Origin of the sequence: Salinivibrio sp. ES.052 (assembly GCF_900141775.1) — a bacterium.
In the GTDB taxonomy this organism is placed as follows: domain Bacteria; phylum Pseudomonadota; class Gammaproteobacteria; order Enterobacterales; family Vibrionaceae; genus Salinivibrio.
Genome location: NZ_FSRI01000001.1, coordinates 298,984 through 318,432, shown reverse-complemented (window position 1 = coordinate 318,432; position 19,449 = coordinate 298,984). Strand labels below are relative to the sequence as shown.

Below are 19,449 nucleotides of genomic sequence, written 5' to 3'. Positions count from 1 at the left end.
GAACAACCTTTACTTAGTCATGGCTATCACGATAGGACAACCATCTTAGATTCGTAAAAAATTAGACCGAATTAAATCACAAGTCTGTCAGACTTGGGACAAAAAACTGGTACTACCTATTCTCTCTCCGTACGGTTTGAACCGAGAATCATTGCCGGTTCAATCACTTGATCAGGCAAAAATAGAGGACCAACCGGTGGGCGCGGTAACGCAAACTCTTCCGGGTAATCAACCTCAATCAAGTACAAACCTTCGGCTTTCGCCGTCGCTGCCGCTAAAGTGCGATCCTTTTGCGCCAAGAGCCATGCGATCCACTCAGGTGGTTGCTCTTGACGGCCTACAGACATTAAGCTGCCAGCGATATTACGTACCATATGGTGGACAAAGGCATTCGCTTTTATGTCAATCACGATAAAGCGCCCTTGCCGGTTGACGGATAAATGCATCAGGTTCCGCCATGGCGACTTAGACTGACATTGCGCCGCCCGAAATGACGAGAAATCATTCTCCCCCAGTAAGTACTGACCCGCGCGATGCATTAAGGTTTCATCGAGTTCGCCATGATAGTGACTGACGCCTTTAGCCAGTATCGCTGGGCGTAAAGGATAATTGTAGATCACATACCGATAACGGCGCGCAGTCGCACTGAAACGTGCATGGAAATCCTCTGCAACAGGTTTGGCCCAACGCACTGCAATGGCGTCCGGCAAATTCGCATTCACGCCCATAGTCCACGCTTTTAAGGGGCGGGCATTATCAGCATCAAAGTGCACCACTTGTCCCGTGCCATGAACACCTGAGTCCGTACGACCCGCACATTGTACTGCCACAGGATGATTGGCGACTGTCGACAACGCCTTTTCCAAGTGTTCCTGAACACTGGTCACTTCTCGTTGCTTCTGCCAACCGTAAAACTGAGCGCCATCATATTCAATGCCTAACGCGAATCTCATGCCTGTGCCTTTTATTTACTCGTCAATAAGGCGCCGCATTATACCCATAAAGCCATCTGGATGCAGGTTAAAACATGGGCTGCCTACATCGAAGCCATAAAGAAACAGGTAGCACACGCTACCTGTTTCTTTTGCTATCTAAGTTGCTCAAGCAATTGTCTCGCCTCTTGTTGCAAGGTCTTATTGCCTGATTGCATCACTTTTTCTAATAACGAAATCGCACCATCAATATCATTCATTTCGAGATAGGCTTTAGCCAAGTCAAGATTGGTAGATGCCTCAGTGCTGGCAGTGTCACCATCCACATCGATAGCGCTAATGTCTTCCAACACATCCGGGAATTCATCAAGCCCGACGTCTAAGTTCATCTCTGCCTTGTCAGGATCGATATCTGGTGTCGTTCCGTCATCTCGCATCAACTCTTCAATGCTTATATAGTCATCGTCTTCCTGAGCTTCACCAATTAACTCGCTTTCTGCTTGTCCCTCACTAAGCAGATCTTCGTCCAGGGCTTGTTCTAACTCGAACGTTTCCAGTGAAGCGGGATCAATAGCAGGTTGTTGACTCCAGTCTTCACTTTCCGCTTCTGGCTCTGGTTCGTTATCGGCTTGCCAAACGGCTGCTTCTTCGTCCGATAACGTAGACAGATCAAGTGGTGAATCGTCATCGGATTCCGATAGCAGCGCCTCCATATTCAAACCACCCACTTGGTGATCATCATCATCAAGATCGCTGATATCTCTTGTGTCACGCTCAGATATGTCTGACGTTGAGGCCTCACCTTGTTGTTCATTCAGATAAGACTCAAGTTCACGCTGTTCATCAAGTGCTGCGCTTAACGCATCGTTCTCGTCAAACTCACCCAAATCATCCAACGACAGAGAGTCAAACGCGTAATCTCGTTCATCTTTTTTTGATGGCTCTGGCTCTGGCTCTGGCTCTGGCTCTGGCTCTGGCTCTGGCTCTGGCTCTGGCTCTGGCTCTGGCTCTGGCTCTGGCTCTGGCTCTGGCTCTGGCTCTGGCTCTGGCTCTGGCTCTGGCTCTGGCTCTGGCTCTGGCTCTGGCTCTGGCTCTGGCTCTGGCTCTGGCTCTGGCTCTGGCTCTGGCTCTGGCTCTGGCTCTGGCTCTGGCTCTGGCACGGTATCAAAAGCAGCTTGCTCTTCGTCGTCAACCGGCTCGACATCCGCGAGCGCGGCCTCTTCGTCATATTCAGGCAAGCTGGTTAAGTCGAGTAAATCATCTTCACTGATGTCATCTAGATTATCGCCTTCAGATCCAGGGGCGTCGGCTTCTGCGTCATCCGTTTCTGGCGCTTGCTCCGGTTCGGCAGCATCGACTTCCGGCTGCTCCTCAGTGTTAGGCTCTTCATTGACCGTTGAGTCCGTCTCATCAGACGACACGGGATCGCTTTCGCTTTCTTCTTGTTCAGGGGCGTCGGCTTCTACGTCATCCGTCGTCGCGGGTTCATCGCTGTCATCCGTTTCTGGCGCTTGCTCCGGTTCGGCAGCATCGACTTCCGGCTGCTCCTCAGTGTCAGGCTCTTCATTGACCGTTGAGTCCGTCTCATCAGACGACACGGGATCGCTTTCGCTTTCTTCTTGTTCAGGGGCGTCGGCTTCTACGTCATCCGTCGTCGCGGGTTCATCGCTGTCATCCGTTTCTGGCGCTTGCTCCGGTTCAGCAGTATCTGCTTCCGGCTGCTCCTCAGTGTCAGGCTCTTCATTGACCGTTGAGTCCGTCTCATCAGACGACACGGGATCGCTTTCGCTTTCTTCTTGTTCAGGGGCGTCGGCTTCTACGTCATCCGTCGTCGCGGATTCATCGCTGTCATCCGTTTCTGGCGCTTGCTCCGGTTCAGCAGTATCTGCTTCCGGCTGCTCCTCAGTGTCAGGCTCTTTATTGACCGTTGAGTCCGTCTCATCAGACGACACGGGATCGCTTTCGCTTTCTTCTTGTTCAGGGGCGTCGGCTTCTACGTCATCCGTCGTCGCGGGTTCATCGCTGTCATCCGTTTCTGACGCTTGCTCCGGTTCAGCAGTATCTGCTTCCGGCTTCTCCTCAGTGTCAGGCTCTTCATTGACCGTTGAGTCCGTCTCATCAGACGACACGGGATCGCTTTCGCTTTCTTCTTGTTCAGGGGCGTCGGCTTCTACGTCATCCGTCGTCGCGGGTTCATCGCTGTCATCCGTTTCTGGCGCTTGCTCCGGTTCAGCAGTATCTGCTTCCGGCTGCTCCTCAGTGTCAGGCTCTTCATTGACCGTTGAGTCCGTCTCATCAGACGACACGGGATCGCTTTCGCTTTCTTCTTGTTCAGGGGCGTCGGCTTCTACGTCATCCGTCGTCGCGGATTCATCGCTGTCATCAGATGCATAGAGAAGCTTTTCTAACTCCGCTTCATTCGGATCACTGTCTTCTGTTTCATCCCAGAGGGCGGGATCATCCTCATCGGACAGCGGATCCGGTGTTTGATCATCCCCCAGAACTTCTTCCAACAAGGCATCAGAATCTTCTAAATGTGGGTCATCGTCTTTGTCTAAAACTTCATCAAGCAGTGCGTCACTACTTTCATCAAACTCATCATCCGTTTCATCGTCTTTATTCAACCAACTTTCATCGTCGTCTTCATCACCGACTAACTCATCAAGTAGCTCTGTGGTGTTATCGAGAGAAACACCGTCATCCTCGTTGTCATCCGACAGATCAATATCTTGGCTTAAATCTAGATCCGGCTCATCATCGAGAACCGAGTCAAACAGGGCATCATTTGGCGTTTGTTCTTCATTGTCCCCTGTTGTCTCTGTATTATCAGCCGATACTTCAGCGTCACCCCCTTCGGTGCTCGCATCTATTTCATCGTTCGATTCAGGTGAAGACTCTGAGTCTGACTCTCCCGCGAGCAAGGCATCAATATCATCGACATCACTGTCGTTACCTTCTTCTAATGCTTTCGCCCACTCAGCCGCAAGCGCTTCGTCCGCGCTCATTTCCTCTTCAGGTTGCTCAGCATCGCCCGTATCTTTTTCTTCATTCGCATCGTCGGTTGCAGCTTCAGTCTCAGCAGGTGGCGTATCCGCTAATTCATCCAACGCGCGTTCCATGTCCTCAAGGCCAATAGCATCATCACTTGTTGGCGCTACGCTGGACTCGTTGCCAGACATACCATCAAGCTCATCGTCGAGGTCGAGATTATCTAGATCTGTGTCATCCCCAAACGCGATGTCTTCATCGCTAAGGCCGTCATCAGTAATTTCTAACTCATCGTCGGGCTGCTCTTCATCGCTGTTTTCGTCCTGATCCTCATCAGGATCGGGGACCATGATAACGGGCATATCATCGAGGTCATCGTGATCAAGTGAAGCAGGCTCTTCACTTTCTTCCTCTTGTTTTTTACGGCGAGCAAGGAAGAAGAAAACTCCCCCTGCAATCAAAGCGCCGGGGATAATCGCCAGCATGGCCAGCAGTAGTGGGCTGTCGAGCAATGAATCAACCGCTGAAGGAGGTTGTGTGTCCTGCTCAACTTGTTGTTGACGTTGTTTATCAAGAAAGGCACGGATTTCTTGATTCAACTCTGCATCGTTACCCATTTGTTCTTTCAGTGCACTCAGCTCGTGCTGCACTTCGGACAAACGCACCTTAAGCACATGGTTACTTTCAACCAAGCGGGTCATCTCTTGATCAGAGTTTTGCAGCTGCGATTGTAAGGTTTGAACCACTTCAGGTTGAGGCGTGTTGGCCTGCGCATTCTCAGAATCTGATGTTTGGTCTGGTTCTGATTGCGACCCAGGTGAAGGGGGGGCTGGCTCGGCCTGTGTCATTTCCTGCTCTTCAGGCTCGCTGACTTGAGCGCTTAAAGGCGCAGTATTTTGTACCTGTTTTCGCGCATCATCGATTTCAAGACGATTAATCACATCTTGTGTGCTTTCTCGCTCAATTTGCGCCAGCGTCGGCATGACCAAGGTGCTACCCGGCTGCAAGCTATGAATATTGTTGTTGGTGAATGCGTCGGTATTAAGACGAAAAATCGCACCGAGCGTCTGATACACACTCACTTGCGTATTAGGACGCATTTGAGTCGCAATCGACCACAAGGTTTCGTTAGCCTCAGTTGGGCCATATTGTTGTGCAGATGCAACCGCTGGCGTCGGTTGGGGCGAGGCGGTTTCGGCCGCCATTTCATCTTGCGGACCCAGAATACGGATCGCCGCTTCGACCGGCACCGTTGACATACTGACGAGACTGATCACCAATAACCCCAGTACGGCAACAAGATGCCGCCTAATATTAGGCGAGATTATCGTCAATCGAGCTTGAGAAGAAGACTGTTCACTTTGCTGTGCGTTGGACACACCCGCACTCCCTATGGCAGAAATGGCCTCACTAAATATCTAACTATATCGGAAGCCATGCGAAAAACTGTAGTTTGATGATATAAAAGTGTGTTGTGCGATCAAACTGTGGGCGCTCTGCCTCAGTTTTTGCCCGAATGGCTACATCACAACACGCCTGAACATGGCCAGCCTTTGCAAGTTTAGTGCCTAAAAAAATACCCCATCAATGGATGGGGTAGCCACCAAGCTCAGACTCTGGCGAGCTTGCTATCACACGATGCTGTCATTCTATAGGTAGTCGCGGATCAATACTTCAGCAATTTGGACTGAGTTAGTCGCGGCACCTTTACGGACGTTATCCGCTACCACCCAGAGGTTTAACCCATTGGGATGACTGATATCATTACGAATACGCCCAATGAGCACTTTATCTGATCCTGTCCCTTCCTTCACTTGGGTTGGATAATCTTCCCCTTCAAAAACCTCGATATGATCGTGCTGGCTTAAGATCGCAATCGCTTCTGACGCGTCAATAGGTTGACGGCATTCGATATGGACCGCTTCGGCATGACCATAAAACACGGGGACACGCACACAAGTAGGATTAACCCCTATCATCTCATCCGCCAAGATTTTTTGCGTCTCCCACACCATTTTCATTTCTTCTTTGGTGTAGCCATTTTCCATAAATTGGTCGATGTGAGGCAAGCAATTAAAGGCAATTTGTTTGCTGTATAACGCAGGCTCAGCATCTTGGCTATTAAGCAATTTAACCGTCTGTCCGGCAAGCTCATCGACACCCGCTTTCCCAGAGCCCGATACCGATTGGTAGGTAGACACATTTAAGCGTTCGATACCCACGGCATCGTAAATCGGTTTTAATGCCACCAGCATCTGAATGGTCGAGCAATTTGGGTTAGCAATAATATTACGGTTACGAAAATCACCAATCGCGGCTGCGTTGACTTCTGGCACCACCAGCGGCACGTCGAAGTCGTAACGGAACTGGGATGTATTGTCGATAACGACGACGCCCGCATCGGCGGCAATCGGCGCCCAGTGCGCGGAAGCCTGTGCGCCGGCTGAAAACAGTCCAAGTTGAACCTGTGTCCAATCAAAATTATCGACATTTTGCACACGCAAGCTGTCACCTTTAAAGGTAATGGTCTCTCCTGCACTCCGCTCACTGGCGAGGAGGTGTAGCGTACCAATCGGAAAATCGCGCTCTTCTAACATCTCGATCATGGTGCGGCCTACCGCACCGGTTGCGCCCAAAATGGCAACGTCAAATGCTTGTGTCATGCATGCTCCTCAATACTAAAGCCCAGCTTAGCCAGCGACTGTAACCCGAAATCTGCCTGCCCGGCTACCGTGATCGCACTGTACTCGCGTCGATCCCAGTAATTTTTTCGCAATTGGTCAAAGGCTGTACGCTGAGCCTGTTTGTCATCACCTGCGGTATGCATGGCACGACGAAAATCACTGTCATCTCGGCGAATATCGTAGACCAATTGGGTCAGTGCCATCAGATCGCTTTGATGCCACGGCTGTGCCAAGGCAACCTGTGGAATCGGCGCCGTAGGCAGCAGCTCACTGGCATGCACACGATGAGGCAGGTCAAGGTGTTCACACAGTGCGTTAAAGACCATGGTAGTACCGCGGGCTTTTCCTTCCAGACCATAGCCTGCAATATGAGGTGTGGCAAACGTGAGCTGGTCCATAAGGGCAAGGTCGACCTCAGGCTCATGTTCATAAACATCCAACACCGCATCAATGTCGCCTCGTGCTAACCGCGCTTTAAGTGCATGGTTGTCAACAATCGGGCCACGCGCAGCATTTATTAAAATGCTGCCTGACGCAAGCGCCTCTAAACGAGCTTGATTCATGAGGTGGTAAGTGGGGTGCTCACCAGTCGTGGTCAAAGGCGTATGGAAAGTGACCACGTCCGATTGTGCGATCAGGGTGTCAATGTCCACCATATCAGCAAGGTTCTCTCGAGCCTGACGAGGTGGGTCGCAAAGTAAGGTTTTAATCCCAAGTGCCGCAAGCCGCGCAGCCAAGTAGTCCCCCACATGACCCACGCCAACAATACCGACTGTGCGGTCGGTCAATTTAAAGTCTTGCTGTTGTGCCAATACCAATAAAGCACTGATCACATACTCCGCGACCCCAACCTTATTACAACCTGGCGCTGCCGTGCCATGGATGCCTTGTGCGTGCAAGGCGTTAAAATCAAGATGATCTTCACCAGCAGTGGCTGAACCGACAAAACGCAGACGGGTGGCACCGTCAATCAGCGCATGGTTCACTTGCGTGACGCTTCTCACCATTAATGCATCAGCATCGATTAAATCCGCGGCACGGATTGCGCGCCCGGGTAATGCAACCACCTCACCCAATTGACTAAACAAGGTTTGGGCATAAGGCATGTTTTCGTCTACGACAATTTTCACGTTCAACGTCCTATGTGAGTCGGTGCATCGCTTATCGGATGCTAAATGCGAGAAGGTTATTGTATCTGTCTCACGGTAAGAAAACACCCTTCAGCTGAGCGGGTTACCCCGCTTATCGGGTGGCCTCAGCCATAAAAAAACCCGGCCGAAGCCGGGTAAATCCAGGACCTGAAAAGACCATTAACGGCTCTCAACGATAATGATCCGTGTCTGATGGCAGAGTCTCTCTGCAAACCTGGAAACAGGCGCGGTATTAACCGCGATATTTTTCAATCACCAAGGTGGCGTTGGTGCCGCCAAATCCAAAGCTGTTTGACATCACTCGAGTAAGCGCTTGCTCACGCGGTTGGGTCACAATATCTAACCCTTCAGCGGCTGGATCCAAGTTCTCCACGTTGATACTTGGCGCGACAAAGCCTTGTTCAAGCATCAAGGTTGAATAGATGGCTTCGTGCACACCGGCAGCACCGAGCGCGTGACCTGTCATTGACTTAGTCGCAGAAATGGCTGGGCTCTTGCCGCCAAACACTTCTTGAATTGCTCCTAGCTCTTTCACATCACCCACAGGCGTTGATGTACCATGCGTATTGATGTAATCAACCTCGCCATCGACATCCTGCATCGCCATATTCATACAGCGCACGGCACCTTCACCCGACGGCGCCACCATGTCATACCCGTCAGACGTTGCACCGTAACCAACAATTTCACCATAGATGGTCGCACCACGCGCCAGCGCATGCTCCAGTTCTTCCACCACCAGCATACCGCCACCGCCAGAAATGACGAAACCATCTCGGTCCGTGTCATAGGTTCGTGACGCTTTTTGCGGATCATCGTTATATTTGGTCGACAAGGCCCCCATGGCATCAAACATCATGGTCAGTGACCAATCAAGCTCTTCACCACCACCGGCAAACACCACATCTTGTTTGCCTAGCTGGATAAGCTCAAGGGCATGACCAATACAGTGTGCCGAGGTCGCGCACGCAGAGCTCATGGTGTAGTTCACCCCTTTAATTTGAAATGGAGTGGCCAAACACGCTGAAACGGTTGATGACATGGTGCGCGGCACCATATAAGGCCCAACACGTTTAACCCCTTTCTCGCGCAAGGTATCCACTGCGGTGACTTGATTAACGGATGACGCCCCCCCCGAACCAGCAACCAGGCCAGTTCGTGGGTTAGAAACCTGCTCAGGAGCTAAGCCTGAGTCTTCAATTGCCTGCTCCATCGCTAAGTAGGCAAAGCCCGCCGCGTCACCCATAAAGCGCATTCTTTTGCGATCAATATGGTCGGCTGGGTTGAGTTTGAGATTGCCCCAAACATTACTGCGCAGCTTCATATCTGCAAACTGCTGAGAAAAGTTAATGCCAGATTTTCCCGCTTTGAGCGACTCCAGCACTTCTTTGACGTTGTTACCAATACTGGAAACAATCCCCATGCCTGTAATGACAGCTCGTTTCATGATTCTTTCCTAGACGTTAATTTCGCAGTGGATGATAGCGTTTTTAAGGCTGATAAGTGGTCAGCTTTCCTTTCTATCAGTACAATTTCCATTTTCCCTTTCCTGTGTAAGAGGCATTTGTGAGCACTCCCTCGATCGACCACGCAAAAATAAGCTGGAATGACACGGGCACCCCCGTCGCGGATCAGTTCGATGACGTTTATTTCTCCAACCACGACGGCCTGGCCGAAACCCGCTATGTGTTCCTCGAACAAAACCAACTCCCCGCACGTTGGCAAATAGCCACGTCACCCCGATTTGTGATTGCGGAAACCGGCTTTGGCACCGGGCTCAATTTTCTCGCCACTTGGGCGGCCTTCGACAAATTCCGTCAAGACCACCCAAATGCGCCTGTCACTCAGCTTCATTTTATCAGCTTTGAGAAGTACCCCCTGACAGTAGAGGATCTTACCCGTGCACATCAAGCTTGGCCTGAGCTTGCGCCCTATGCCGAGCAACTTCGTGCTTTCTACCCTTCACCGCTCGCTGGCTGCCAACGGATCGTGCTGGCTCACGGTCAGATTACACTCGATCTATGGTTTGGTGATATTAAAGATTGGTTACCGCAAGTGCCAACAGGCCCAAAAGGCGTTGTTGATGCTTGGTATTTAGACGGTTTTGCCCCGAGTAAAAACCCAGAGATGTGGAATCAAGCATTATTTAATGGCATGGCAAGGCTTGCTCGTGAGCAGTGTACCTGTGCCACCTTCACCGCGGCGGGCTTCGTGCGTCGTGGTTTAATCGATGCCGGCTTTGAGATGAAAAAGGTCAAAGGTTTTGGTCACAAGCGGGAAATGTTGGCTGGCGTTTTATCTGTTCGCCAAGCAGCTGCCAGCTACCAGCCTTGGTATGCGCGCAAACCTGCCTCAAAAGCAGACGATGTTGCCATTGTTGGCGGCGGCATTGCCAGTGCTGCCTTGATCACCGCATTGCTTCAACGGGGCAAGCAAGTAACCCTTTACTGCCAAGATCCGCACCCTGCGGCTGGCGCATCTGGTAACCGTCAAGGCGCGATTTATCCACTGCTCAATGGCAACAACGACACGTTAAGTCAGTTTTTTGCCCCAGCGTTTTTATTTTCACGACAGTTTGTTCGCCAGAGAGACGAACAAGGCATCCCGTTCGAACACGATTGGTGTGGGGTGACGCAACTTAGCTACGATGAAAAAAGTGCCACTAAGTTGGCCAAGATGGTCAATGGCGCGTTTCCGGTAGAGTTAGTGACGCCACTCAATGAAGAAGAGGTTCGCAACAAAGTGGGGTTAGAAACCGGGCATGCTGGCGTCTATTACTCGTTAGGCGGTTGGATGAGCCCGCAACAGTTTACCGCGGGAGTGATTGATGCCGCTATCGCGAGCGGACAGCTTCACGCCCATTTTGATTGTCACGTAGACAACTTAACCCAAACGGATAATGACTGGACGCTCAATACCACCATTGGTGAGGTTTGCCACCAAAATGTGGTGATCGCAAACAGTCATCAATCCGCGCAATTTAGCCAAACACAGCCTATTCCGGTTTATCCCGTGCGCGGTCAAGTCAGCCATGTGCCCAGCAATGCCGATCTACGTAAACTCAACACTGTGTTATGTTTCGAAGGCTATTTGACGCCAGCTAATCAGGCGGAGGAACATTGCTTAGGTGCAAGCTATCGCCGCAATAATGCTGACCTAGCCTTCCAAGCCGCTGATCAGGTTGAAAACCAACAACGCTTAACCGATTGTGTCGATACCGACTGGGCACGTGCGGTACCATTAGCGAAAGAGGGGCGCGTGGGCGTGCGCTGTGCCAGTCGCGACCATTTGCCGTTTGTGGGCAATGTGTGTGATTACGACGCACTGGTTTCCACCTACCAAACCCTGCAAAAAGACAAAGAGAAAGCCAGCTCCGTCCCTGTTTACCCAGGACTATTTTGCTTACTGGGTCTCGGCTCTCGCGGCCTCACCTCAGCGCCATTAGCAGCAGAAGTACTAGCTGCGCAGCTTTGTGACGAGCCTTTGCCTTTAGCTCAGTCGGTACTGGACTCTCTGCACCCGGGACGAATGTGGGTTCGTAAGCTGCTAAAAGGTAAAGCGCTATAGCCCCCTCGAACAAGGTCAATAAAAAAGCCATCGTCGAGGCGATGGCTTTCTTTTTCCAAGACGTATCGTTTGCAATACCTCTTAGTGTCACAATTTTAAAACAACAAGTTACGCGTCTTTTTCCACTTGCTGCTGCAATAAATCCCACAGCGCTCCAACGAGACGTTGGTCGCCAGGTGACAGCTCACTGGCGTTGTCAGACAAGCTGGCATCAACACGGGCTTTTAACGACGCAACATCGTCCGTGCCCTCTAACTCACAGTCCGCTGCCGCTAAAGAAACGTGGCCACGCAAATAGCCACTGGCAAACAATTCATCGTCTGAGGCGGTTTCTACCATCTCATCGATCAACGCTAAAATGCGCGCTTCATAGTCTTGAACTTTCATCTTTTTAACCTTGGCTTGGCAACGTAAAGGTATCTGGCGTCAACGGTGCAACACCATAAAAGTCTCGCAAGGTATCAGAAAACTGCTTGGCGCGCACGGGCAAAGCAGGGCTTGTCTCAGTATCAGAGACATACCCCATCACTTGCTGACGGACTTTGTCAGTAAACGCGTACCGATCCGGCACCACACCACTTAAATTGTCGCAGCTCACTTGAAAGCGAAATCCGCAGCTTACAGAAAAAATCCACTCAATCGCTTGCGGCTTCACTTCAACCGCCTCAAACGCGGCTTGGGTATCAGCATCACGGCCATCGGGGTGATACCAGTAGCCATAGTCTTCCAGCTGACGGCGCTTCTCACCAGCAATCGTCCAGTGTGCAATTTCGTGCAATGCTGAGGCAAAAAAGCCACGCGCAAAGATCACCCGGTGGTGAGGATGTTTGGCATCCAAAGGCAGGTAAATAGGCTCATCGCCGCCAAGCAAGAGCTCAGTGTTGAACGTGGCAAGAAATGTTTGGTTAAAAAGTCGAATTAAGTCGTGATAATCGTGGGTCATACTGCACTTTAAAAGGATTAAATATTAATCAGTAACAAAAAAGACATCTTTAGTAGTAAAAATTAGCATATATACCAGCTAAGTTGTTCAATCTACACACTCTTTTTTATTTGTTTTTCATCACAAATTTGATTGTGCGAGACAGTTAAGGCCACTACAATGCGCGTCAATTTCTAACCCCAGTATAAGGTGTCGGGTTGTATGTTGTTATTGACGCTTTATGTCATTGGCATTACCGCAGAAGCCATGACAGGTGCCCTCTGCGCAGGGAGAAAACACATGGACTGGTTTGGAGTGATGTTTGTCGCCAGTGCCACCGCTATCGGAGGCGGTACAGTACGCGATATTCTTTTTGGCCATTACCCGCTGACTTGGGTCGCTAACCCGCATTTTCTCGTGATCACCTGCCTCGCTGGCTTCATCACTCCGTGGATAGCCAGTTGGGTCGCACGCAATTATAAACTGTTTGTCACCCTAGATGCACTGGGCCTTGCCGCCTTTAGTATTATCGGCTGCCGTGTGGCAATGGATATGGGCTTGCATCCCTTAATTTGCATGGTCTCTTCACTGATCACCGGTATTTTTGGTGGACTACTACGGGATTTAATTTGCCGGCAACCTCCCATGGTGTTGCACAAAGAGCTGTATGCCTTAGTCGCCTTTGTGACCGGTGCGCTCTACTTTTGTTTGATTAAACTCGACATCGGTGAACTGATTGCGACCGTCGCCAGTTTAGTGATTGGTTTTGGATTCCGAATGGCTGCCCTTCGCTTTGGCTGGTCGTTACCGGTTTTTCGCTTCGAAGCGCCTTCCTCTCTGCACTAATGATAAAAAAACCGCACAACTGGGTGCGGTTTTTTGTATGCAGAATGATAGGTGAATGCTGTTATATGCGGGGGTTTTCGCCCATTTGGCCGCGATGGCGCAGCAAATGGTCCATCAGCACAATCGCGACCATCGCTTCGGCAATCGGTACCGCGCGGATCCCCACACACGGGTCATGGCGACCACGCGTCACCACATCCGCGGACTCCCCGTGAATATCAATGCTTTTTCCCGGCACCGTAATGCTAGAAGTCGGCTTTAATGCTAAATGTGCCACCAATGGCTGACCTGAGGAAATCCCTCCCAGAATGCCACCCGCGTGGTTTGAGGCAAAGCCTTCAGGATGAATTTCATCACGATGCTCACTGCCGCGCTGCGTCACCACATCAAAGCCATCGCCAATTTCGACCCCTTTCACCGCATTGATCCCCATCAGCGCGTGGGCGATATCGGCATCTAAACGGTCAAACACCGGCTCGCCTAAGCCCACCGGCAGGTTTTCCGCCACTACGGTCAGTTTGGCACCAATCGAGTCGCCGTCTTTTTTGAGCTGACGGATAAGTGCATCTAACTCCTCGAGTTTATTGGCGTCCGGGCAGAAAAAGGGGTTTTGCTCGACTTGCGCCCAGTCGACGGTGTCTATGATCACCTCTCCCATCTGCGCCAAGTAAGCACGCACTTGAATGCCATGTACTTGCGCCAGGTACTTTTTAGCCACCGCACCGGCGGCAACACGCATCGCCGTTTCACGGGCTGACGATCGGCCACCGCCGCGGTAATCGCGAACGCCATATTTGTGGTGATAGGTAAAGTCTGCATGGCCAGGACGAAACACGTCTTTGATTTTGGAGTAATCTTTTGAACGCTGATCGGTATTCTCGATCATCAAGCCAATCGATGTGCCCGTGGTTTGGCCTTCAAACACACCGGATAGAATCTTGACCGCATCGGGCTCACGGCGCTGTGTGGTATATTTCGACGTCCCGGGACGACGGCGGTCAAGATCATGCTGCATATCGGCTTCGGTGAGCGCTAACCCCGGCGGGCAGCCATCAATAATCGCGCCCAACGCGACACCGTGACTTTCTCCAAAGGTCGTGACGCGAAAAATTTGTCCTATCGTGTTGCCTGCCATGCCTTCCTCTGTTTGCCTGATGGGCATTGTTGTGTTTTTGCGTACTTTGTTAGCAATTAACCATAAAGCAACCAAAGACGCAAAGAAAATCCAGGCGTATCGGGCAACACCTATCAGCAATAAAGAATAAAAAAGCCAGCGAGAAGCTGGCTTTTGTTCATAAAACGCGCGCTCTGACTAGTCGCGATAAAGCGCAAATTCATCGGCACACGCAACGAGGTCTTGGCGGCTGATCATAAACACGCCATGACCCCCGTTTTCGAACTCAACCCAGTGCAAAGGCAAGTGGCCATATTGCTCTTGCATATGCACCATCGAATTACCCACTTCGCAAATCAGTATACCGTCATCGGTGAGGTAATCCGGTGCATTGGCGAGCATCCGGCGCACCAACTTCAAGCCATCCGTGCCCGCAGCAAGCCCCAACTCAGGTTCATGGCGAAACTCATCCGGTAAATCATCCATATCTTCCGCGTCAACGTAAGGCGGATTGCTGACAATTAAGTCGTATTTATCTTGCGGCACCTCTTTTAACAAGTCTGACCGCATTGGGATCACTTGCTCTTCCAAGCCATGATCCTGAATATTGATTTCAGCGACATCCAGCGCATCGGTGGAAATATCTACCGCATCTATCTCGGCATCTGGGAAGGCATAAGCACAGGCGATCGCGATACAACCACTGCCGGTGCACAGATCCATAATTCGGCTGGGTGGATGGGACAAGATGCCAGCAAACTCTTGTTGGATCAGTTCACCAATCGGTGAGCGTGGGACCAGCACGCGCTCGTCGACAAAAAACTCTAAGCCACAGAAATACGCTTTGTTGGTCAGGTACGCGACCGGGGTTTTATCATTAATTCGCGCAATCACACGCTCAACAATTCGATGCTTTTCACTGGTGGTGAGGCGAGAAAAGCGTGTTTCGGAGGGCACATCAACGGGGAGATAAAGTGTCGGTAATACCAACTGCACCGCCTCATCCCACGCGTTATCCGTACCATGACCATAAAACAGTCCTGCCGCATTGAAACGACTGACTGTCCAGCGCAGCATGTCTTGCAGCGTGTGTAACTCACTGACCACTTCTTCAGTAAAAATCGTATCCACATTGGCCTCCATCGGCTTCATGCAATTTAGGGTCGCCCTTTGACGCGAGGTCAGTACAATAAGCAGCATTTTGAGCTGGCTGAATGTACAATTCAGGTCATCACCTCGGAGACAGTTTTTAATGAGCAAAAAACCATCGATGACGGAAGAAGATTTATCGCTATTCCGTGATGCCGTCAAAGGCGCAAAAAAGTTGAAGCAGGATACCATAAACCCACCGCAACGCCAGACGACCAACACGCGCAAACAACGTCAGTTTGAGCGGCAAAGTAGCGATCATGCGTTTTACTTTTCCGATGAGTTCGAGCCGCTGCTCAGTGCATCTGGCCCGATGCAGTACGCGCGTCAAGATGTCTCAAAATACGAGGTCAAGCGGCTTCGTCGTGGTGTGTATGTGCCCGATATCTATCTCGATTTACACGGAATGACGCAAAAAGAAGCCAAACGAGAGCTCGGCGCGATGCTTGCCGCCTGTGTCAAAGAGGGCACTCGTTGTGCCAGTGTGATGCATGGTATCGGCAAAGGCATCCTCAAAGAGAAAATCCCCCTCTGGCTAGCGCAGCACCCCAATGTGATGGCGTTTCATCAGGCACCCCGCGAATTTGGTGGGGATGGGGCCTTGTTGGTCCTGATCGAGGTGCCAGAGCGTTAGCAAACGCACCACTTGTCTTCATATTACTGCTTTGGGTTACATACTGAGGCTATCAACGGGGGAGCTTTCTCGGCGACATCATCGTGCTCAGCGAGGCTTGTTGCGTATCGATATCAATATCAATTAACGCCATCGCCGAGGTCGCAAACATAGGCGGCTGGCCTTCTTGAACCCATTCATTGGTTAAATACCCTACCAGCGGCAAATGCGATACCACCAAGACCACGTCGAGCTTCTCAACCTCTATCATTGCATTCACATAATCATAGACCCGATCACTTTGGCCATAAGGCGTAATCTCTTCTTCAGTTATCACCTGGCTAGCCGTAGGCAATAACGGTGCACAGACTTGCCACGTCTGCTGCGCACGTAGGTAAGGGCTCACTAGCACTTTATCAATGGCCTGGCTCCCTATCTGCTGGTTCAGCCAAACCGCCATCTGTTTACTTTGCTGTTCACCATTGGCGGTTAAGCCGCGCTCGCTATCGCTTGCTGCAAATGCTTGAGCTTCGCCGTGACGCATTATGATCAATTTCATCGCCTTGATACCCACCTATATGCTGAGATTTGCTGCATGCTACCAAGGTAAAACACAAAAGACCAAATAAGTGGTTTGCGACTCTGGTCACTGGTAGTCATACTTACTACTAACTTATTTACTGTGATAGTGAGATGCTTGTGCACGTCAGTCCGAACGACAACAAACACTACCGTTATATCACGCTTGCTAACGCGTTACGTGTCTTACTCATCAATGATCCACACGCCCATCGCAGTGCCGCTGCGCTATCAGTCAATGTGGGTCATTTCCATGATCCCAAAGACCGACAAGGGCTGGCGCACTTTTTAGAACACATGCTATTTTTGGGCACAAAGCCTTACCCTGTGCTTGGCGACTTCCAGCGCTTTATCAGCCAACATGGGGGGCATAATAACGCTTGGACCGGTACAGAAAACACAACGTTCTTTTTCGATATTCGGCCCAATCAATTCGAGCCTGCCTTAGATCGCTTCAGTGCTTTCTTTATCTCGCCACGCTTTGATGCCGATGCCGTCGACAAAGAGCGTCAGTCCGTTGACGCAGAATATCGCATGAAGCTCAACGACGATGTGCGACGTATCTATCAAGTCCACAAAGAAACCATCAACCCTCACCATCCGTTTGCGAAATTCTCAGTCGGCAGTGTGGATACGTTAGCCGATCGCGGCGACCAACGTATACGTGACGATCTGATTGCTTTTTATCACGATAACTACAGCGCCAACCTCATGACATTGGCCCTCACTGGCCCGCAATCGCTAGATACACTTGAGGCATTAGCCCAGCAACATTTTACGGCGATCCCTAATCAAAATTATTCGATTCTTTCGATTGACGAGCCGCTCGTTACCAAGGCAGAGCAGCATCAATGGGTCACCATTGAACCTCTCAAAGAGGTGCGTAAGCTGACCCTCGCTTTTTCTGTCCCAGAACACCCTACACAATATCGCACCAAGCCCCTATCCTACATTGCTCACCTGCTTGGCTATGAAGGTCCAGGTAGCTTAATGTCTTTATTAAAAAACAAGGGGTACATCAACACACTTTCTGCGGGAGGCGGGATCAGCGGGCGAGATTTTCGTGAATTTACGCTTGGCTTCGCGCTGACAGAATTGGGCCTCAGCCATATTGACGATATCATCACTCATGTTTTTCAGGCGATGGCCTTGATCCGCCGTGACGGGATACAAGCGTGGCGCTACCAAGAAAAACGACAAGTACAAGAGTTGGCGTTCCACTACCAAGACGCCCTTCGTCCAATTGATACCGTCAGTCAGGCAGTCATGAATATGCACCATTACGCACCCGATGACGTGCTATATGGTGATTATATGATGACGGAGTTCGACCAAAACCAGATTCAAACTATGTTGCAACATATGACGGTCGATAATGTGCGCGTCATGCTCGTTGCGAAAGGCTTTAGTTACGATCACCAAGCCAATTGGTATCAAACGCCCTATTCGGTCAAACGCTTTTCAGCGCAACAGATCGCCAAATGGAAAACCGACTATACATCTCCCGCACTGACGTTACCTGACCCTAATCCCTACATTGCCGATGCACTACACCCACTAGCGGTTGAACCCGGTTCTGGCGATGCCCCAAGCTTGGTAGAAGAGTTACCTGGCTTTCGACTCTGGCATGGTCAAGAGCCGCATTTTTGTGTCCCCAAAGGGCATATTTATATTGCTATCGACAGCCCTCATGCTGTCGCTACGGTGAAAAACATTGTGATGACACGACTCAGTGTTGAGATGTTACTTGAAGCGTTAAACGAGCAAGCGTATCAAGCCGAAATTGCGGGGATCAATTACAATTTGTATGCCCACCAAGGAGGGGTAACGCTGACGTTAAGTGGTTTTAACGATAAGCAGCCTTTGTTGCTCGAGTTGATTTTACAAGCCTTTTCTCGGCGTAGCTTTAATCCCGAGCGCTTTGACACCATCAAAGCGCAACTTAAACGCAGTTGGGAAAATGCAGAAAAGAATAAGCCGCTGAGCCAGCTTTACAACAGCATGACTGGCTTACTGCAACCAAACAACCCACCGTATCATGCCCTTTTAAGTGCATTAGACACTGTCAGTCTAGGGGACTTACCCCGTTTCGTTGATGCGATGCTTGCCACGCTCCACGTTGACATGTTTGTGTACGGAAATTGGCATCGGCACCACGCCCAAGCCTTAGCAGAAACCGTTAAAGACACGCTAAGGGTAAAAGGACAGGCGTACCAAGAATCGGTTCGTCCGCTAACCTTACTCGACGGTGTTGGCACTGTCAGTTTTGAGCGCGAACTTGGACATGCCGAATCGGCTCTGTTGGTTTATTATCAAAGCGCATCCACCGAGCCAGAAGCCGTCGCGACCTATACCCTTGCTAACCACCTAATGTCAGCAACCTTTTTTAATGAATTACGCACCAAACAACAACTCGGGTATATGGTTGGAGCCAACAACTTACCCTTGAATCGCCACCCGGGGCTCATTTTTTATGTGCAATCCCCTATGGCGGGCCCTGAATTATTAATGGGCGCTATCGATGATTTTCTCAATGCCTTTTTCATGGTGCTACTGGAAATGACTGACGCGCGCTGGCAAAGTAGTAAGCAGAGCCTGTTAGCACAAGTTAGAGAGCCAGATAATAACTTACGAGCCCGTGCTCAGCGCTACTGGATAAGCATAGGTAATAAGGATTATCAATACCAACGTCGCGAGCAAGTCGCCGACGCCATGGCTTCACTCACTCGAGCTGACATGGTGCGTTTTGTGGTTAACACACTCAAACCACGAACAGCCGATAGGCTAGTGATGCATAGCTGTGGTACCGAGCATCAAGAAGATGCTGAACTAGATGGCACTTACCCCATCATGGATATCGATGCCTTTCGGGCACGATGTGGGCGTAGTGAAGAATAAAACAAT

14 protein-coding genes are annotated in these 19,449 nt (G+C 50.6%); 4 read left to right on the top strand and 10 right to left on the bottom strand.

Annotated features, from left to right (window positions below; genetic code table 11):
* Positions 1-116: 116 nt before the first annotated feature.
* The 5 genes from truA to fabB form a co-directional block, all read right to left on the bottom strand.
* A complete protein-coding gene (gene truA, locus BUQ98_RS01505) occupies positions 117-953 on the bottom strand; it encodes a tRNA pseudouridine(38-40) synthase TruA (RefSeq protein ID WP_074212175.1) in 837 nt (278 codons plus the stop codon).
* Between the two features lie 134 nt (positions 954-1,087).
* Complete coding sequence (locus BUQ98_RS16740) at positions 1,088-5,299, bottom strand: FimV/HubP family polar landmark protein (RefSeq protein ID WP_083605164.1); 4,212 nt, start codon at positions 5,297-5,299, stop codon at positions 1,088-1,090.
* A gap of 270 nt (positions 5,300-5,569) precedes the next feature.
* A complete protein-coding gene (locus BUQ98_RS01485) occupies positions 5,570-6,583 on the bottom strand; it encodes an aspartate-semialdehyde dehydrogenase (RefSeq protein ID WP_074212174.1) in 1,014 nt (337 codons plus the stop codon).
* The gene (locus tag BUQ98_RS01480) at positions 6,580-7,734 is read right to left on the bottom strand and encodes a 4-phosphoerythronate dehydrogenase (protein ID WP_074212173.1); all 1,155 of its coding nucleotides are present in this window, start codon (positions 7,732-7,734) and stop codon (positions 6,580-6,582) included. The genes BUQ98_RS01485 and BUQ98_RS01480 overlap by 4 nt, the downstream gene beginning before the upstream one ends.
* Positions 7,735-7,987: 253 nt before the next feature.
* Entirely contained in the window at positions 7,988-9,202 is a 1,215-nt protein-coding gene (gene fabB, locus BUQ98_RS01475; RefSeq protein WP_074212172.1) for a beta-ketoacyl-ACP synthase I, read from the bottom strand.
* A 119-nt stretch (positions 9,203-9,321) separates the two neighbouring features.
* On the opposite strand from fabB, the gene mnmC reads away from it, so the two are divergent.
* Positions 9,322-11,322 (top strand): bifunctional tRNA (5-methylaminomethyl-2-thiouridine)(34)-methyltransferase MnmC2/FAD-dependent 5-carboxymethylaminomethyl-2-thiouridine(34) oxidoreductase MnmC1, encoded by a 2,001-nt coding sequence (mnmC, locus tag BUQ98_RS01470; RefSeq protein ID WP_074212171.1) that lies wholly within the window; start codon positions 9,322-9,324, stop codon positions 11,320-11,322.
* 108 nt (positions 11,323-11,430) lie between these two features.
* On the opposite strand, the gene BUQ98_RS01465 is transcribed toward mnmC, so the two are convergent.
* Both BUQ98_RS01465 and BUQ98_RS01460 read right to left on the bottom strand, forming a co-directional pair.
* Positions 11,431-11,709, bottom strand: a complete 279-nt coding sequence (locus BUQ98_RS01465; protein ID WP_074212170.1) for a YfcL family protein — start codon at positions 11,707-11,709, stop codon at positions 11,431-11,433.
* A 4-nt stretch (positions 11,710-11,713) separates the two neighbouring features.
* Complete coding sequence (locus tag BUQ98_RS01460) at positions 11,714-12,265, bottom strand: elongation factor P hydroxylase (protein ID WP_074212169.1); 552 nt, start codon at positions 12,263-12,265, stop codon at positions 11,714-11,716.
* Between the two features lie 201 nt (positions 12,266-12,466).
* Between BUQ98_RS01460 and BUQ98_RS01455 the strand changes: the two genes are divergently transcribed.
* On the top strand, positions 12,467-13,090 hold the full coding sequence (locus BUQ98_RS01455; protein ID WP_074212168.1) for a trimeric intracellular cation channel family protein: 624 nt from the start codon (positions 12,467-12,469) through the stop codon (positions 13,088-13,090).
* Positions 13,091-13,151: 61 nt separating this feature from the next.
* On the opposite strand, the gene aroC is transcribed toward BUQ98_RS01455, so the two are convergent.
* The gene (gene aroC / locus BUQ98_RS01450; protein WP_074212167.1) at positions 13,152-14,225 is read right to left on the bottom strand and encodes a chorismate synthase; all 1,074 of its coding nucleotides are present in this window, start codon (positions 14,223-14,225) and stop codon (positions 13,152-13,154) included.
* Between the two features lie 177 nt (positions 14,226-14,402).
* Positions 14,403-15,335 carry a 50S ribosomal protein L3 N(5)-glutamine methyltransferase gene (gene prmB / locus BUQ98_RS01445; RefSeq protein WP_074213540.1) on the bottom strand — a complete coding sequence of 311 codons (933 nt, stop codon included), beginning with the start codon at positions 15,333-15,335 and terminating at the stop codon, positions 14,403-14,405.
* Between the two features lie 121 nt (positions 15,336-15,456).
* Between prmB and smrB the strand changes: the two genes are divergently transcribed.
* Positions 15,457-15,987 (top strand): endonuclease SmrB, encoded by a 531-nt coding sequence (smrB, locus tag BUQ98_RS01440; protein ID WP_074212166.1) that lies wholly within the window; start codon positions 15,457-15,459, stop codon positions 15,985-15,987.
* Between the two features lie 52 nt (positions 15,988-16,039).
* Here the strand turns inward: smrB and sixA are convergent, their stop codons facing one another.
* Positions 16,040-16,525, bottom strand: coding sequence for a phosphohistidine phosphatase SixA (gene sixA / locus BUQ98_RS01435; protein ID WP_074212165.1), 486 nt, complete (start codon positions 16,523-16,525; stop codon positions 16,040-16,042).
* Positions 16,526-16,665: 140 nt separating this feature from the next.
* On the opposite strand from sixA, the gene BUQ98_RS01430 reads away from it, so the two are divergent.
* Positions 16,666-19,443: an insulinase family protein gene (locus BUQ98_RS01430; protein ID WP_074213539.1), complete on the top strand. Its 2,778-nt coding sequence runs from the start codon at positions 16,666-16,668 to the stop codon at positions 19,441-19,443.
* The last annotated feature ends 6 nt before the right edge of the window (positions 19,444-19,449 follow it).